Below are 14,341 nucleotides of genomic sequence, written 5' to 3'. Positions count from 1 at the left end.
CATCGCTACCCCAAGGAGATACTCCATGCTCACTTTCCCCCAAGGCTTCCTGTGGGGCGCCGCCACGGCCGCCCACCAGATCGAGGGCAACAACGTCAACAGCAACTGGTGGCCCAAGGAGCATGCCCAGGGCACGACCATGGTCGAACCCTCCGGGGACGCCGCCGACAGCTTCCACCGCTACCGCGACGACATCAAGCTGCTCGCCGACCTGGGCCTGGACTCCTACAGGTTCAGCATCGAGTGGGCGCGCATCGAACCCGAGCGCGGCTTCACCTCGCGTTCGGCCGTGGACCACTACCGCCGCATGGTCGACACCTGCCACGAGTTCGGCATCCAGCCGATCGTGACGCTGATGCACTTCACGGTGCCGCGCTGGTTCGAGAACGACGGGTTCTGGCGGTCGAAGGATGCCGCCGACCTGTTCGCGCGCTACACCGAGCTGGCCCTGCCCGTCGTGGCTGAGGGTGTCAACTACGTGTGCACCATCAACGAGCCCAATATCGCTGCGATGCTGGCCGGCGGAGAATACGCCGCCAACCTGGTGGCGCACGGGCTGCCCGACCCCGACCTGCAGGTGGCGGATGCGTTGCTCATCTCGCACCAGCGCTCTCGCGAGGTGCTCTCCCAGGTGAGCGGGCTCAAGACCGGCTGGACCATTGCCACCCAGGCCTTCGTGGCCGTGGACGAAGAGGGCGCCGCCGAGAAGCTCGTCGAGTACGGCCACCCGCGCGAGGACTGGTACCTGGAGAACGTGAAGGGTGACGACTTCGTGGGCGTGCAGGCCTACACCCGCACCTTCATCGGCCCAGAGGGCCCCCGCCCGGTCGCCGAGAACGTGGAGACCACGCTCACCGGCTGGGAGTTCTTCCCGCCGGCCGCCGGCATCGGCGTGCGCGCCGCGTGGGAGCTCACCGACCACGTGCCCGTCATGGTCACCGAGAACGGCATCGCCACCGCGGACGACAGCCGCCGCATCGACTATACCCAGGGCGCCCTCGAGGGCCTGCACGCCTGCATCGAGGACGGCATCGACCTGCTCGGTTACCTGCACTGGTCGGCGCTGGACAACTACGAGTGGGCCTCGGGCTTCACGCCCACCTTCGGCCTGATCGCCTGGGACAAGCAGACCTTCGCCCGCACCCCGAAGCCCAGCGCCAGCTGGCTCGGCGAGGTCGCCCGTCGCAACGGCCTCGAGCCGTCGGTCGCCCCCGCCCCCACCTTCGCATAACTATTACCGATGCGGACAATTGGGCCCGGTGCGCCGGGCCCAATTGTCCGCACGGGAACCAGTTAGTGGCAGAACCGCGGCGGCGGCTAGACGAAGCGCTCGAGCACGGTGCCGTCGCGCATCCGTTCGACGCGTGTGACGTGCTCACGGATGTCGCGCACCCCGCGGTACACCGCGAGCTCGGCCACATCCACCACCTTGGTCGAGGCGTGCGCCCGCGTGGGATGCGCGAACTCCTCGATCGATTGGAAGCTGTCCCGGCCGCGCGGCTCGGCGCTGAACCGCTGCGCGAAGCCCGTGTTCACCCTGGTGAGCTCGATATCGTCCTCGTGCGCGGTGATCAGGCTGCGGGTGTCCACCGTGAGCACGGTGTGCGCGTCGTCCCGGTACGACCGGGCGGCCAACAGTTCGTTCAGCCGGGTCTTCTGCAGGAAGAAGAACGCCCGCTCGTTGAGCATGGCGTACCACTCGCCGGGGGACAGGTCCTCCAGCGCCGCGGCCAGCGACGCCTCGTGGATGGCCTTCTGATGCCGGATGACGGCGGTGCCGTAGTCCGGATGCTCGAGCTCGATCGACTCGCCGCGCCGCTTGGTGAGGATCGCGGCCTGCGGCGCGCCCTGCCGCACACCCCAGCGGGTGACAAGCGCTGCCGTGGAGAGCAGCCCGTGCCGCTCGATCGACGGCCACGCGCCATCCGCTGCCACGTGGTACAGCTCGGGGTAGAGGCGGATCAGGTCCTTGGAGAGCACGGGAAAAGCGTACCGCGGCTCCGCCAATCCCCTTCAGCCGTTGTCCCCACGCACGCACGGCGGGACGGCGCCAGGGCTAAAGGTCGAAGGCCAGCCGGGCGCCGAGGGCGAGCATGACCACGGCGATGATGCCGTCCAGGATGCGCCAGGCCCCTGGGCGTGCGAACACCGGGCGCAGCAGGCGCGCGCCGAAACCCAGGGCCGCGAACCACACCAGGCTCGCGGTCATGGCGCCGCCGGCCCACCACCAGCGTTCGGCGGCATCCTGCTGGGAGGCCACCGACCCCAGCAGCACCACGGTGTCCAGGTACACGTGCGGGTTGAGCCAGGTGAGCGCGAGAACCGTGCCCACGGCGGCCCCCAGCCCGGTGGCACCGGGGGAGCCGGTCACCAGGAGGGCGCCCGGCCGAATGGCGCGGCGGGCCGCCCACAGTCCGTAACCCACCAGGAACGCCGCGCCGACGATACGCACCACGACCATGGCCACCGGCGCCGCCGCGACCAGGGCGCCCATGCCCAGCACCCCGGCCAGGATCAGCGCCGCATCGGACACGGCGCAGATCAGCACCACCGGCAGGATCACCCGGGTGCGCCCCTCGATGCCCAGTCGCAGCACGAACGCGTTCTGGGCGCCGATCGCGATGATCAGGGAGAGCCCCGTCGCCAGGCCCAGCAGTGCGGGCAGGAGTGTCGTCGCGGGGGTCATGGGTCCACGGTAGAGACCCGAGCCCGTGCAGTCTAGCTACGCTTTCTCATTATGCATAAGCTGAACTAATGCAACGCTTCACGCTCGACCAACTGGAGACCCTGCGCGCCCTGATCGAGGACGGTACCTTCGAGAAGGCCGCCCGCCGCCTGCACGTGACGGCGTCGGCCGTCTCCCAGCGGGTCAAGGCCATGGAGCAGTCCTCCGGCCGGGTGCTTGTGCAGCGCACCAGCCCGGTGCTGCTCACGCCCGCCGGTGCCGTGGTGCTGCGCTATGCGCGCCAGGTCGAGCTCCTGGAGGCCGACACCGAGCGGGCGCTGCAGGAGGATGGGCCCGCCGACCGGCCGGTGCTGATCTCCCTCGCCGTGAACGCCGACAGCCTGGCCACCTGGTTCCTCGGCGCCCTCGCCGGGGTGGCCGCCGACCTGGACCTCACCTTCGATCTGCACCGCGAAGACCAGGAGCACACCATCTCGCTGCTGCGCTCCGGCGCCGTCATGGCCGCGGTCACCTCCAACCGCGACTCCATCCAGGGCCGTGTGACCGAGCCGCTGGGCCGGATGCGTTACCGCGCCGTGGCGACGCCGGCCTTCGTGCGGCGCTGGCTCCCGACCGGGCTCGACGCGCTGTCGGCGGCGCCCGTGGTGACCTTCGACCGCAACGACGACCTGCAGGATGCCTTCCTGCGCGCCCACGCCGGACGGCCCGGCGAGGCGCCCCGCCACTTCATCCCCACCTCCCACGACTTCGCCCGCGCCGTGCTGCTCGGTCTGGGCTGGGGCGTGTTGCCCGAACAGCAGTGCCTGGCCGAGATTGCCGACGGCTCCCTGGTGGAGCTCGCGGCGGCGCATCCGGTGGACGTGCCGCTCTACTGGCAGCGCTGGAACCTGTCGTCGCCGCTGCTGGATGCCGTGTCGGCCGCGGTGCGCGCCGAGGCGAGCCGGGAACTGCGGCCGCTGCCTGGCTGAGGGTGGCTCTGCTAGAGGTCGCTGTGGGCCAGCGGTGTGCCGCTGGAGCTCGCCCGGATCTCCACGCTCCGGATCTGATCCAGCGGCAGATCGGTGGACGCGGCGAGGTTCTCGGTGCTCGGGCTGGTCGCCGTCCAGGTCGCGAGCACGGTGGAAGTGCCGGCCAGATCGGTCATCACCATGTCGTAGTTCTGGGGGCTGTTGTACTTCCACAGCTCGTTCAGGTACACACACGACCAGTCGAACCGGGTGCCCCAGTCGGTGTCGGTGATGGAGAGGTCGGCGGTGAGCGCGCCGGCCTGCACGGGCTCCATGGCCACGACCCGGGTCGCCGTCGGCGTCGAATCCGTCGGTGCTGAATCCGTCGGTGCTGAATCCGTCGGTGTTGATGCCGGCGGCGCGGATGCGGCCGGCCCCGCCTGAAGCGTCGAGGGCGCGGTCAGCGCGGCGCCGAGCAGAGCGCCGCCCAGCAGGAGAACGGCGGCGGCGGCGGTGCCGGCCAGGGCCAGGCGGATCCGGGTGCGCCGGGTGCGCCGGGCGGCGGCTCCGGCCAGCCGCCGCAGCTGAGGCTGGTGCATCGCGGCGCGCAGGTGCTCGTCGGCGGTGCTGCCGGGCAAGCCGCCGTCGGGCGAGCTGCTGAGGGGCAGAGCGCCCCCGGACGGGTCTGCCGGAGTTCCGGTCAGCGCCACGGCGTCCGCGGCGGGCAGCACGGCCAGGATTCCGGGCAGCCCGGCGAGTTCCGCGACGGCGGCCGCGCAGGCCGGGCAGGTCGGCAGGTGGCGTTCGAAGTCGCGTCGGTCCTCAGTGTTGAGCGCGCCGAGCACATAGGCGGCGTCCCAATCGCGAAAACCGTCGGGGGTGGAGGTCATTCGGTGACCCCTCTTTCCTGTAGGGCGAGCCGCATCGCTCGCAGGGCGTAGTGCAGGCGGGACTTCACGGTGCCCTCCGGTACCTGTTCCCGGCGGGCGATCTCCGCGATGGGGCGCCCGAGGTAGTAGGCGCTCACGAGCACGGTGCGGTGCTCGGGGGAGAGCGCGGTGAGGGCATCCGTCACCAGCCAGCGATCCAGGATGGCATCGGTGGCGTCGGCCGAAGCCGTTTCCGGCAGGGCGTCGGTCGAGATCTCCCGGGCGTACTTGGCGCTTCGCCGGTCATCGATCACGAGGTTGCGGGCCACGGTGAACAGCCAGGCGCGGACGGCGTCTTCGTCCCGGTCCAGCAGCGCCGGACGCTTCCACGCGCGCAGCAGGGTCTCCTGCACCACGTCCTGCGCGAACCCGTAATCCCCGGTCAGGCGCACCACGTACCTGAACAGGGCCGGCCCGTGGGCATCGTGCAGCGCCCGCAGGAGTTCCGCGTGTGGCTCTGCCACGGTTACCTCCGGCTCCGCCCGATGCCCACGACGAACATGCCTATGCCGCCGGACTAATTCTGCGCGACATTCAGAGAGAACTCGACGGAGCCGGCATCCTCGACCCTGACGAAGCCGAGGTCGGGCGCCTCGACGCCGTAGTCGCTGAAGGTGATCGGGATGCTGCCGACAACCTGGCCGCCGGCGTCGGTGAGCGCGGCCTGCAGCTCGACGCTGACCGGCTGGGTGACGCCGTGCATCGTGAGTTCGCCGTTTGCGGTCAGGGTCTGGGCCACGCCGGCCACCGGAGCCTCGAGGGTGACCGGTTCGGTGAGGGTGAACGTGGCGGTCGGGAAGTCGCCGACCTCCATGGCGGTGTCGCGGAAGTAGGAGTCCCTGGCGCCTTCGTCGGTGGCGATGCTCGCCACGTCCACCGTGATCGTGGCCGCGGTGAGGGACAGCGAGTCCACGGTGAGGTCACCGGTCACGTCTGCCGTGCGGCCGGTCACGGTGACATCGTTGCCCTGCAGCACTTCGTCGACGCGGTAACCGGCGTAGGAGTCGGCGCCGATGCTCCAGGTGCCGGAGAGGTCATCCGGGTTCACCGCGGCGGAGGTCGCCGAGCCGGTGGGGCTCGTTGGTGCCGGGGCTATGGTCGGGGCCGCCTCCACGTTGCTGTTGGCGTAGTCGGCATACACGGCCGGGCCGAAGGCCAGGGCGACGCCGCCGAGGACGACAACTGCGCCCGCTATCCACAGGCCGATTTTCGTCCTCTTCTGCATGTCGCCCTCGTTCATGGTCGGTGCGTCTCAGTGGCACGCCACGGATGATGCTCATCCACCCTGAACAACGAGCCCGGGGCCCAAAAGGTTCAGCCAGCGCCGAAGATTCTCGAAGAACCACGCATCGCTAGAGGGAAAAAGTGAGATTACAAGGACGGAATCGGACATTGGCTCCTAGTTTTCGGCCTTTTTCCTGACAATCGCATCGTGGATGCGCCTAGCCGGTGCGCCCGCTGATGCGGCGGCCCAGCTCGGCCGCGGCGTGCTCCACGGCGGCGGCGAGCTCCGGCCAACGTTCCGGCGGCACGCTCGACCTGGCGAAGGTCACGGCGATGCCGGCGGCCGGCCAACCGCTGTGGTCACGCACGGCCACGGCCACGGATGCCATCCCCGCGGTGACATCGCCGTCTTCTGCCGCGTAGCCCTGGGCGCGCACCTCGGCCAGGAGCCCGCTGAGCTCACGGTAGCTGGTCACGCTGCCCGGCAGCGGCGCGCGGGGGTCGTCGCCGCGCTGCACGAAGGCGGACCGGTCGGGGAACAACGCCCGGAGCTGGGAGAGCGGCAGAGTCGCGAGGAGTGCGCGACCGCTGGCGGTGAGGTGGCTGGGCAGCCGCACTCCGACATCCGTCACCAGGGCGGGGCGGCGGGGCGCCCGCTCCTCCACCAGGTAGATCACGTCGCGGCCGTGCAGCACCGCCAGGTGTGCGCTCTCGCCGATCTTGTCGACGAGGGAGGCCAGGATCGGCCGGCCCAGCCGGGCCAGGGGCTCCTGGCGGGCGAAGCCGCTGCTCAGTTCGAAGGCGGCCAGGCCGATGCCGTACCGGCGGGCCTCGGGGAAGTGCAGCACGAAGCCGAGCTCCTGCAGCACCCCGAGCAGCCGGTAGACCGTGGACCGGGGCAGGCCAAGGGCCTGGGCGAGACTGGACGCCGGAACCGGGCCGCGCTGGGCCGCCAGGTAGCTGAGGATCTGCAGGGTATGCCGGGCGGCCGGCACATCGGCCGTGCCCGGCGCCTCAGCGCTCATGCGACGAGGCTATCGGGTCCGGTCGGTCCGGCCCAGCCTGGCGGCGGTTTGCCGGTTTGGCAAGCGGGTTTGTCGCCGTCACACCGGCGCGGGATGATGCACTCATGCCGCACACCGACGCCGACGCCCACCCGCCTCAGGATCCCGACGCTGTGCGGGAGTTCTGGGATCAGCGCTACTCCGACCGGGAGACGCTGTGGAGCGGAGAGCCCAACGCCGCGCTGGTGAGCGAGACGCGCCCGCTGCGGCCCGGTCGTGCCCTCGACGTCGGCTGCGGTGAGGGCGCCGACGCGCTGTGGCTGGCCGCCGCGGGCTGGACCGTCACGGCCCTGGACGTGTCGCGGGTGGCCCTGGAGCGTGCCGCGCGGCAGGCCGAACTGGCCGGGATCACGTCGGTGCACTGGCTGCAGACCGGGCTCGTCGAAGCAGCCCTGCCGCACGGAACCTTCGACCTGGTCTCCGCCCAGTACCCGGCGCTGCTGCGCACCCCGGGCAACGATGCCGAACGCGCCCTGCTCGACGCCGTCGCCCCGGGCGGGGTGCTGCTCGTCGTGCACCACCCCACGCCCATCGGTGAGGAGGCCGCCGCGCACGGCTTCGACGCCGCGCTCTATGTGAGCCCGGCCCAGGTCGCGGCCCTGCTGGACGAGAACTGGCTGATCGAGGTTGACGAGACCCGGCCCCGCCACGTGGCCACCGGCGCCGGCGCCCACCACACCGAGGACGTCGTGCTGCGGGCGCGGCGGCTGGGCTGACCCCGCCGGGCTGCTGCGGGTCAGTCCCGCCGCCAGGTGTACTCGTTCTCCGGCCGCCCCGGTGTGCCGTAACGCGGGGTGCGGAGCACGGCCCCGTCGTCGGCCAGGTGCTCTAAGTACCGCCTTGCGGTCACCCGGGAGATCCCGAGCGCCTCGGTGAGCTCGGTCGCCGACACCGGTGCGCTGTTCGCCTTGAGCAGCTCGGTCACCGCGGCCAGGGTTCCCTCTGCCAGCCCCTTGGGCAGCGTCGCCGGGGAGGGCGTGCGCAGGCTGTTGAAGGCCTGGTCCACGTCCGCCTGGCTGGTCACCCGCGAGCGCTCGCCGAGCTGGCGATGGAACTCCCGGTAGGTGGTGAGCTTCTGCGCGAAGGTGGCGTAGCTGAACGGTTTGATCAGGTACTGCACCACCCCGGCGGCCACGGCGCCGCGCACCACCTGCAGGTCACGGATGGCCGTGATCGCGATGATGTCGCAGTCCAGGTTCGCCGTCCGCACCCGCCGGGAGACGTCCAGCCCGTGCAGGTCGGGCAGGTTCATGTCCATCAGCACCAGGTCGATCGGCGCACCGGATGCCGCGGCGTCGGTGAGCTGGCGGAGCGCCGCCTGTCCGGTCCCCGCCGTGCCCGCGTGGGTGAAGCCGGGCATCCGCTGCAGATAGGCGGCGTGGGCCTCGGCGGTGAGCGGCTCGTCCTCGACGATGAGCACCCGGATCTCGTCCTGCTCAGGCATCCGGACCGCCCTCCGCCGTCCACTCCGGCTCGGCGACGGGCGCCCGCAGCGGAATCGTCACGGTGAACACGGCGCCGCTCCGACGGGTGACGGTGAGGGTGCCGCCGAGCCTGGTCACCGCCTGGCGCACCAGGGCCAGGCCCAGCCCGCGACCGTAACGGCCGGGTTCCTTGGTGCTGTAGCCGAGTCTGAACACCTCGTCGAGCTCCTCGGGGTCCACGCCCCGTCCGCTGTCGGCGACCTCGATCACCACGTTCGGTGGCACGGTGTCCATCGTTGTGCGGATGGCGACGTCCACCCGGCGCGGAGCCTCGCCGCCGACCGCGGCCTCGAGCGCGTTGTCGACGAGGTTGCCCAGCACCGTCACGAGGTCCTGCACCGAGAGGCCGGAATCCACCGGCGTGCCCGCCGCATCCACGTTCAGCTGCACCCCGAGCTCACCGGCCTGGGCGAATTTGCCCACCAGCAGTGCGCCGATCACCGGCTCGTCGACCGAGCTGATCATCTCGTCGGTGAGCTGCTGGTTCACCGCCATGTCCCTGGTGGCGAACTCGAGCGCCTCGTCGGCCCGGCCCAGTTCCATGAGCGACACGATGGTGTGCAGCCGGTTGGCGTGTTCGTGGGTCTGCGCGCGCAGGGCATCCGACAGGGTGCGCATCGACGCCAGTTCGGTGCCGAGCGATTGCAGGTCGGTGTGGTCGCGGATGGTCGCCACGGTCCCCATCGGCGCCGTCCGGGGGCGCACCCGGCTCGGGGTGGGTACCGCGGGCTCCTGGCTGACCACCAGGACCCGGGTCTCGGTCAGATGGATCTCGTCGTGTGCGGTGCGCCCGCTCCGCAGCAGGTCGGCCAGGCTTGCCGGCAGGTCGAGGTCGTCGATGGCGGGAGCGGAGGCGCCGGCGGAGGGCGAGGGAGGCCGGGCCGGGATGCCGAGCAGGTCGGCGGCCTGGTCGTTGTAGAGCACGAGGTTGCCCTTGCGATCGACGAGAACCAGCCCCTCCCGCACCGAGTGCAGCACCGAGTCGTTGTAGACGAACAGCTGGGCGAGCTCTTCGGGGCCCCAGCCCAGGGTGACCCGGCGCAGGTAGCGACCCAGCAGCCAGGTGGCCACCGAGCCGGCCAGGAGCAATGCGAGCGAGAGCGCCAGGATGGCCGGCAGCCTGGCGTTGAGGGCGATCTGCAGGTTGCTCGTCTTCACTCCGGCGGCCACCATGCCCGCCACCTGGCCGTCCGGGTCGAGGATCGGCACGACAGCCCGCACCGAGGGGCCGAGGGTCCCCGCCGTCACCTCCGTCAGCGGGCTTCCGGCTTCGGCGGGGCCGGTCTCACCGATGTACTCCCGGCCGATCTCGGCGGGATCCGGGTGGGTCCACCTGATGCCGGCGGGGCTCATGATCGTGATGAAGTCCAGCGACGCGTCCTGGCTCACCTTCAGCGTGTACGCCTGCAGTGCCGCGGTCGGATCCGCCGATTCGGCGGCCGTGACCACCAACGGGCTGTCGGCGATCGAGATCGCGACCGCGAGCATCCGGTCGGCCGTTTCGGTGTAGCCGCGGTCGCGGGCGTCGACGAACGAGGCCGTGCCCACGAACACCGCCAGCGACACAACGAAGACGAAATGGGCAAGGAACAGCCGGCGTGCAATGCTCCAGCCCTGCATCCGGCACTCGCCTTTCACCGCTTTACGAATTCGAGATTCACGTCGTCGTGACCAATATGACCGCAAGAGTGACCGTACGCCTCTCGTCCCGCACTGTGTATTCACCACAGCTGATCGGGCCGTTACCGGTTCGACCAGCCTAGACAAAGGAGTCTGACATGGCACTTTCCTTTCCCCGCGGCGCTGCCGCCCGGCGCCCGGCCGGCACACCGCGCAAACGGCTCGACAAGTCCCATTACCTCTACATCGCGGTCATCGTCGCGGTGGGGCTGGGCATCCTCGTCGGCCTGATGTTCGGCGGTGAGGACGGCTTCGCGGTCGCACTCAAGCCGCTCGGTGACGTCTTCGTGCTGCTGATCAAGATGATGATCTCGCCGATCATCTTCTGCACCATCGTGCTGGGCATCGGATCGATCGCCAAGGCCGCCACGGTCGGCAAGATCGGCGGCCTGGCGCTGGGCTACTTCCTGATCATGTCCACCTTCGCGCTGGGCATCGGCCTGCTGGTCGGCAACCTGATCCACCCCGGTGAAGGCCTCAACCTGCAGGACGCGACCTACGCGCCGCCCGAAGCCGCCGACACGCATGACTTCCTGCTCGGCATCGTGCCCACCACGCTGATCTCCTCGCTCACCTCCGGCAACATCCTACAGACCCTGATGGTGGCCCTGGTCGTGGGCTTCGCGCTGCAGAAAATGGGCGCGGCCGGCAAGCCGATCCTTACGGGCATCGCCCACCTGCAGGCGCTGATCTTCCGCATCCTGGTCATGGTGATGTGGCTCGCCCCGATCGGCGCGTTCGGCGCCATCGCCGCGGTCGTGGGAGCCACCGGCATCCAGGCCGTGATCAGCCTGTTCACCCTGATGGCCGCGTTCTACCTCACCTGCATCATCTTCATCGTCGTGATTCTCGGCGGCCTGCTCAAGCTGGTCACCGGCATCAATATCTTCAAGCTGATGCGCTACCTCGGGCGGGAATATCTGCTGATCTTCTCGACCTCGTCGTCAGAGGCCGCGCTGCCCCGCCTCATCGCCAAGATGGAGCACCTCGGGGTGTCCAAGCCCGTCGTGGGCGTCACCGTACCCACCGGATACTCGTTCAACCTCGACGGCACCGCCATCTACCTCACCATGGCGTCGCTGTTCATCGCCACGGCGCTCGGCCAGCCGCTGATGCTGGGAGAGCAGATCGGGCTGCTGGTCTTCATGATCATCGCCTCCAAGGGTGCGGCAGGGGTCACCGGCGCGGGGCTCGCGACCCTCGCGGGCGGACTGCAGGCGCACGCCCCGCAACTCGTGGGCGGAGTCGCCTTCATCGTGGGCATCGACCGGTTCATGTCCGAGGCCCGCGCACTGACGAACTTCACCGGCAACGCTGTCGCCACCGTGCTGATCGGCACCTGGACCAACGAGATCGACCGTGCCCAGGTAGACCTCGTCCTCGACCGCCACGCGCCGTTCGACGAAGCCACGATGATGTCGACGCACCTGCCGGTTGAGCCGGCGGATGCCGTCGCCTCGGCGGCCGCCGCACCGCAGCCGGAGCCGGCCCTCCGGTAACGCTGACCTCGACCACCTGCACTCGCTGGAGACCGGGATGCTCGTCGATTACGAGGGCACGGACCACGGCCCCGTCGCCGCGAAGTGGATCGAAGACAACGAGGAGTACGTGGACTCGCTCACCGCGTAGTCGACCGCCCCACCAGAACGGCCCGTGCCTTGGCACGGGCCGTTTTTCTGACGTCTCCGCCGGCTGGGTTCAGGCGCTTGCCCGCAGTTCGGCACCGATGAACGCCGCCCAGGCACCGGCCTTGCCGGTCTCGCCGGGGGCAAGCGGACCCTCGGTGCCCTCGACGACAAAACCGTGCGGTTTGGCCACGATGCTGGCGCCGGCGGTTTGCAGGGCGTGCGAGATCTTGCCCGCGGCATCCCCGTGCAGAAACAGCTTGATGCGGGTGTCGAACGCGGCGGCCCGCACGCCGGCGAGTGAGCCCGGCGTGAGCGTCTGCAGGAAGGCGCGCATCCGTTCGGTGGGCTTCCAGCCGTTGATCGGGCAGCCCGCGACGAGCACATCGATACCGTCGAGGCTGGTCTCGGTGAGGTCGGTCACGTTGAGGGTGCGGGTTTCCCGGCCGAGCTCCAGGGCGATCACCTCCGCGATGGTGCGAGTGTTGCCGTAGTTGGTGTCATAGACGACGAGCGCGTGCATGGCTCCTCCAGGTTCGGGGCGACATTGGCCGACAGGAGCCATAGTGGCCCTGGCCCGCTGGGCCGACAAGAGCGAGGCTCCTGCCGGGTCAGACCCGGCGGGTCACTCCGACTGCATGAAGCGCAGCGCGGTGAAGGTCGAGAGCGCCTCGGTGATGGCCTGCTCCGACTCCGCCGGGCTGATCGTGGCCTCGCCGTCGCCGGGCTGGTCGCCGTAGGCGCCGAACGAGGCGTGGTTGGCCCCCTCGATCTCGACGAAGGTGGTGCCGGCGGGCAGCAGGTCGGCGCTGTCCTCGATCTTGGCCGGGGTGCTCAGGCCGTCCTCGCTGCCGCTGATGCTCAGCACCGGCAGGTCGTCGTCGACCGCCGCGGCGCAGTAGCTGCCGAACAGCACCAGGCCGGCCACCTCGGTGTCCAGCGTGTACATACAGGCGCGCACCCCGCCGAGCGAGTGGCCGCCCACGAACCAGGTCGTCACGTCCGGGGCGGCGGCGGTGAAGGCATCCAGGGGGCGCTGGTCGAAGAAGGCCAGGTTCAATACCGGTTTGGTGATGACCACGGTCATCCCGGTCTCCTCCACCGTGCCGCTCAACGTGGCGAGGTAGGCGTACGGGTCGACCTTGGCGCCGGGAATGAAGACCAGACCGGCGTTGGAGGGGTTCTCCGCCGGGGCGATCACCACAGAGTCAGCCGTGTCGGTCACGGTGACGGCTGGATTGTCGAAGACAGCCTGGGCCTCGGCGCGGTCGGCCGGCATGACCAGCTGGGTCCAGATGAGGAAGGCGACGATGCCGAGCGCCAGGGCAGTGAGCGCGGTCCAGCCAGCGAATTGAATGCGGGCGCGCGTGCGGGTGCGGGGTTTTTCCGTGTGTCCTGTCGTCACTGTGCTCAGTCGTCCAATCCGCGTGCGGCGAGGGCCTCTCCGATTGCATCGGCAGCGTACAACGAGCGTACGACGACCGGAACCGCCAGGGCGACGACGGACCCCTGCGCGCCGCGGGCCCTCCGGGCGTCGAGCACCTCCCGAACGATTTCCGCCACCAGCGGGATGCACCGGATGGTCAGGGCCACGAGCAGGCCCACCCGGTCGGCGTCCACCCAGCGGCGGAACGGCCGCAGCAGGATCTGGAACGCTCCGAGCACGGCGGTGACCGTCGTGGTGAGCGTGAAGAGGGCGGCGAGGGCCACCGCGACCAGCAGCCGGCCGGCCATCAGCCCCGCCGTGGTCCAGCCCTCCACCGAGCCGCCAGCGACCAGCACCTGCACCGGCACGGCGAAGAGAAGGATCCAGAGGATCGGACCGATCTGCGGCCACGCCGCCGAGGGCGGGATGCCGGCCAGCGCGTAGAGCAGCACCACGGCCGCGAGTTCGCCCGCGAGCACCAGCGGATCCGCCACCAGGCCGACCAGCACCATGGCCACGGCAAGCAGCCCCAGCTTGAGCAGGGCCGGCGCGCGGTGCAGCAGCGATGTCCCCGGCCGGTACAGCCCGATCACGACAGCAGGCTCAGATACGCGGCGAGGGCGGTGGCGGGCAGGTCGTCGGCGACCACCCGGCCCTCGTCGATCACGATCACCCTGTCAAAGCCGTCCAGCACCTCCAGGTCGTGGGTCACCACGATCACCTGCTGGGTCAGCGACACCAGCAGGCCGGTGATCAGGCGGGTGTTGCGGGCATCCAGCAGCGTGGTCGGTTCGTCGGCCACGACGACGCTGGGCCCGGCCACCAGGACCGCGGCCAGGGCCAGGAGCTGCTTCTGGCCGCCGGAGAGCCGGTGAGCGGGGCGTTCGGCCAGGTCGGTCAGGCCGAACCGGTCCAGCGCCTCCGCCGTGCGCAGGGCGATCTCGGCCGCGTCCAGGCCGCGCCGCCGCAGGGTGAACGCCACGTCTTCCTGCACGGTGGGCATCACGATCTGGTTGTCGGGATTGGTGAAGATGAAGCCCACCTCGCGCCGCACCAGCTTGGCCTGGCGGCGCACGTCCAAGCCGTTCACCGTGACGGTGCCGCCGGTCGGGGTGACCAGGCCGTTGATCATCCGCGCCAGCGTCGACTTGCCGCTGCCGTTGGCGCCGACGATGCCGACGCGCCGTTCGGTGAGGTGCAGGTCGATGCCCTGGAGCACCGGCTGGCCATCGAAGTCGTGCGTGACGCCCTCGAAACGGATGCCGGGGCAGCTCAC

At 70.2% G+C, this 14,341-nt stretch carries 16 protein-coding genes; 4 read left to right on the top strand and 12 right to left on the bottom strand.

Annotated features, from left to right (window positions below; all coding sequences use genetic code 11):
- Nucleotides 1–25 precede the first annotated feature (25 nt).
- Complete coding sequence (locus tag BJQ95_RS12260) at nt 26–1,231, top strand: glycoside hydrolase family 1 protein (protein WP_130178962.1); 1,206 nt, start codon at nt 26–28, stop codon at nt 1,229–1,231.
- Nucleotides 1,232–1,317: 86 nt separating this feature from the next.
- Here BJQ95_RS12260 and BJQ95_RS12255 read toward each other — a convergent pair whose 3' ends face one another.
- Nucleotides 1,318–1,980 carry a hypothetical protein gene (locus BJQ95_RS12255; RefSeq protein WP_130178963.1) on the bottom strand — a complete coding sequence of 221 codons (663 nt, stop codon included), beginning with the start codon at nt 1,978–1,980 and terminating at the stop codon, nt 1,318–1,320.
- Between the two features lie 76 nt (nt 1,981–2,056).
- Nucleotides 2,057–2,686, bottom strand: a complete 630-nt coding sequence (locus tag BJQ95_RS12250) for a LysE/ArgO family amino acid transporter (protein ID WP_130178964.1) — start codon at nt 2,684–2,686, stop codon at nt 2,057–2,059.
- A 68-nt stretch (nt 2,687–2,754) separates the two neighbouring features.
- Between BJQ95_RS12250 and BJQ95_RS12245 the strand changes: the two genes are divergently transcribed.
- On the top strand, nt 2,755–3,654 hold the full coding sequence (locus BJQ95_RS12245; protein WP_130178965.1) for a LysR family transcriptional regulator ArgP: 900 nt from the start codon (nt 2,755–2,757) through the stop codon (nt 3,652–3,654).
- Between the two features lie 11 nt (nt 3,655–3,665).
- Here BJQ95_RS12245 and BJQ95_RS12240 read toward each other — a convergent pair whose 3' ends face one another.
- From BJQ95_RS12240 to BJQ95_RS12225, 4 genes are all read right to left on the bottom strand, one after another.
- The gene (locus BJQ95_RS12240; protein WP_205750230.1) at nt 3,666–4,523 is read right to left on the bottom strand and encodes a zf-HC2 domain-containing protein; all 858 of its coding nucleotides are present in this window, start codon (nt 4,521–4,523) and stop codon (nt 3,666–3,668) included.
- Nucleotides 4,520–5,026 (bottom strand): sigma-70 family RNA polymerase sigma factor, encoded by a 507-nt coding sequence (locus BJQ95_RS12235; protein ID WP_130178966.1) that lies wholly within the window; start codon nt 5,024–5,026, stop codon nt 4,520–4,522. Before BJQ95_RS12235 ends, BJQ95_RS12240 begins: the two co-directional genes overlap by 4 nt.
- 53 nt (nt 5,027–5,079) lie before the next feature.
- Nucleotides 5,080–5,787 carry a YceI family protein gene (locus BJQ95_RS12230; RefSeq protein ID WP_130178967.1) on the bottom strand — a complete coding sequence of 236 codons (708 nt, stop codon included), beginning with the start codon at nt 5,785–5,787 and terminating at the stop codon, nt 5,080–5,082.
- 217 nt (nt 5,788–6,004) lie between these two features.
- Nucleotides 6,005–6,811, bottom strand: a complete 807-nt coding sequence (locus tag BJQ95_RS12225; RefSeq protein WP_130178968.1) for an IclR family transcriptional regulator — start codon at nt 6,809–6,811, stop codon at nt 6,005–6,007.
- 104 nt (nt 6,812–6,915) lie between these two features.
- On the opposite strand from BJQ95_RS12225, the gene BJQ95_RS12220 reads away from it, so the two are divergent.
- Nucleotides 6,916–7,566, top strand: coding sequence for a bifunctional 2-polyprenyl-6-hydroxyphenol methylase/3-demethylubiquinol 3-O-methyltransferase UbiG (locus BJQ95_RS12220; protein WP_130178969.1), 651 nt, complete (start codon nt 6,916–6,918; stop codon nt 7,564–7,566).
- A gap of 20 nt (nt 7,567–7,586) precedes the next feature.
- On the opposite strand, the gene BJQ95_RS12215 is transcribed toward BJQ95_RS12220, so the two are convergent.
- Both BJQ95_RS12215 and BJQ95_RS12210 read right to left on the bottom strand, forming a co-directional pair.
- Entirely contained in the window at nt 7,587–8,294 is a 708-nt protein-coding gene (locus tag BJQ95_RS12215; protein ID WP_130178970.1) for a response regulator, read from the bottom strand.
- The gene (locus BJQ95_RS12210) at nt 8,287–9,954 is read right to left on the bottom strand and encodes a sensor histidine kinase (RefSeq protein WP_256041369.1); all 1,668 of its coding nucleotides are present in this window, start codon (nt 9,952–9,954) and stop codon (nt 8,287–8,289) included. The genes BJQ95_RS12215 and BJQ95_RS12210 overlap by 8 nt, the downstream gene beginning before the upstream one ends.
- Before the next feature lie 158 nt (nt 9,955–10,112).
- Here BJQ95_RS12210 and BJQ95_RS12205 point away from each other — a divergent pair, with 158 nt between their 5' ends.
- Nucleotides 10,113–11,513, top strand: coding sequence for a cation:dicarboxylate symporter family transporter (locus tag BJQ95_RS12205; protein WP_130178971.1), 1,401 nt, complete (start codon nt 10,113–10,115; stop codon nt 11,511–11,513).
- A gap of 199 nt (nt 11,514–11,712) precedes the next feature.
- Here the strand turns inward: BJQ95_RS12205 and BJQ95_RS12200 are convergent, their stop codons facing one another.
- From BJQ95_RS12200 to BJQ95_RS12185, 4 genes are all read right to left on the bottom strand, one after another.
- Nucleotides 11,713–12,162: a flavodoxin domain-containing protein gene (locus tag BJQ95_RS12200; protein WP_130178972.1), complete on the bottom strand. Its 450-nt coding sequence runs from the start codon at nt 12,160–12,162 to the stop codon at nt 11,713–11,715.
- A 102-nt stretch (nt 12,163–12,264) separates the two neighbouring features.
- Nucleotides 12,265–13,044 carry an alpha/beta hydrolase gene (locus BJQ95_RS12195; RefSeq protein WP_370688336.1) on the bottom strand — a complete coding sequence of 260 codons (780 nt, stop codon included), beginning with the start codon at nt 13,042–13,044 and terminating at the stop codon, nt 12,265–12,267.
- 5 nt (nt 13,045–13,049) lie between these two features.
- Complete coding sequence (locus tag BJQ95_RS12190) at nt 13,050–13,658, bottom strand: energy-coupling factor transporter transmembrane protein EcfT (RefSeq protein ID WP_130178973.1); 609 nt, start codon at nt 13,656–13,658, stop codon at nt 13,050–13,052.
- Nucleotides 13,655–14,341, bottom strand: coding sequence for an energy-coupling factor ABC transporter ATP-binding protein (locus tag BJQ95_RS12185; RefSeq protein ID WP_130178974.1), 687 nt, complete (start codon nt 14,339–14,341; stop codon nt 13,655–13,657). The genes BJQ95_RS12190 and BJQ95_RS12185 overlap by 4 nt, the downstream gene beginning before the upstream one ends.

Source organism: Cryobacterium sp. SO1, assembly GCF_004210215.2.
GTDB lineage: Bacteria > Actinomycetota > Actinomycetes > Actinomycetales > Microbacteriaceae > Cryobacterium.
Note: the sequence above shows the minus strand (reverse complement) of the source record. Positions and strands in the feature narration are given on the sequence as shown.

Bases quoted from the DNA above. Each gene is read 5' to 3' on its own strand.
- BJQ95_RS12260 (WP_130178962.1), top strand. From the start codon at position 26: ATGCTCACTTTCCCCCAAGGCTTCCTGTGGGGCGCCGCCACGGCCGCC.
- BJQ95_RS12250 (WP_130178964.1), bottom strand. From the start codon at position 2,686: ATGACCCCCGCGACGACACTCCTGCCCGCACTGCTGGGCCTGGCGACG.
- BJQ95_RS12245 (WP_130178965.1), top strand. From the start codon at position 2,755: ATGCAACGCTTCACGCTCGACCAACTGGAGACCCTGCGCGCCCTGATC.
- BJQ95_RS12240 (WP_205750230.1), bottom strand. From the start codon at position 4,523: ATGACCTCCACCCCCGACGGTTTTCGCGATTGGGACGCCGCCTATGTG.
- BJQ95_RS12230 (WP_130178967.1), bottom strand. From the start codon at position 5,787: ATGCAGAAGAGGACGAAAATCGGCCTGTGGATAGCGGGCGCAGTTGTC.
- BJQ95_RS12225 (WP_130178968.1), bottom strand. From the start codon at position 6,811: ATGAGCGCTGAGGCGCCGGGCACGGCCGATGTGCCGGCCGCCCGGCAT.
- BJQ95_RS12220 (WP_130178969.1), top strand. From the start codon at position 6,916: ATGCCGCACACCGACGCCGACGCCCACCCGCCTCAGGATCCCGACGCT.
- BJQ95_RS12215 (WP_130178970.1), bottom strand. From the start codon at position 8,294: ATGCCTGAGCAGGACGAGATCCGGGTGCTCATCGTCGAGGACGAGCCG.
- BJQ95_RS12210 (WP_256041369.1), bottom strand. From the start codon at position 9,954: ATGCAGGGCTGGAGCATTGCACGCCGGCTGTTCCTTGCCCATTTCGTC.
- BJQ95_RS12205 (WP_130178971.1), top strand. From the start codon at position 10,113: ATGGCACTTTCCTTTCCCCGCGGCGCTGCCGCCCGGCGCCCGGCCGGC.
- BJQ95_RS12200 (WP_130178972.1), bottom strand. From the start codon at position 12,162: ATGCACGCGCTCGTCGTCTATGACACCAACTACGGCAACACTCGCACC.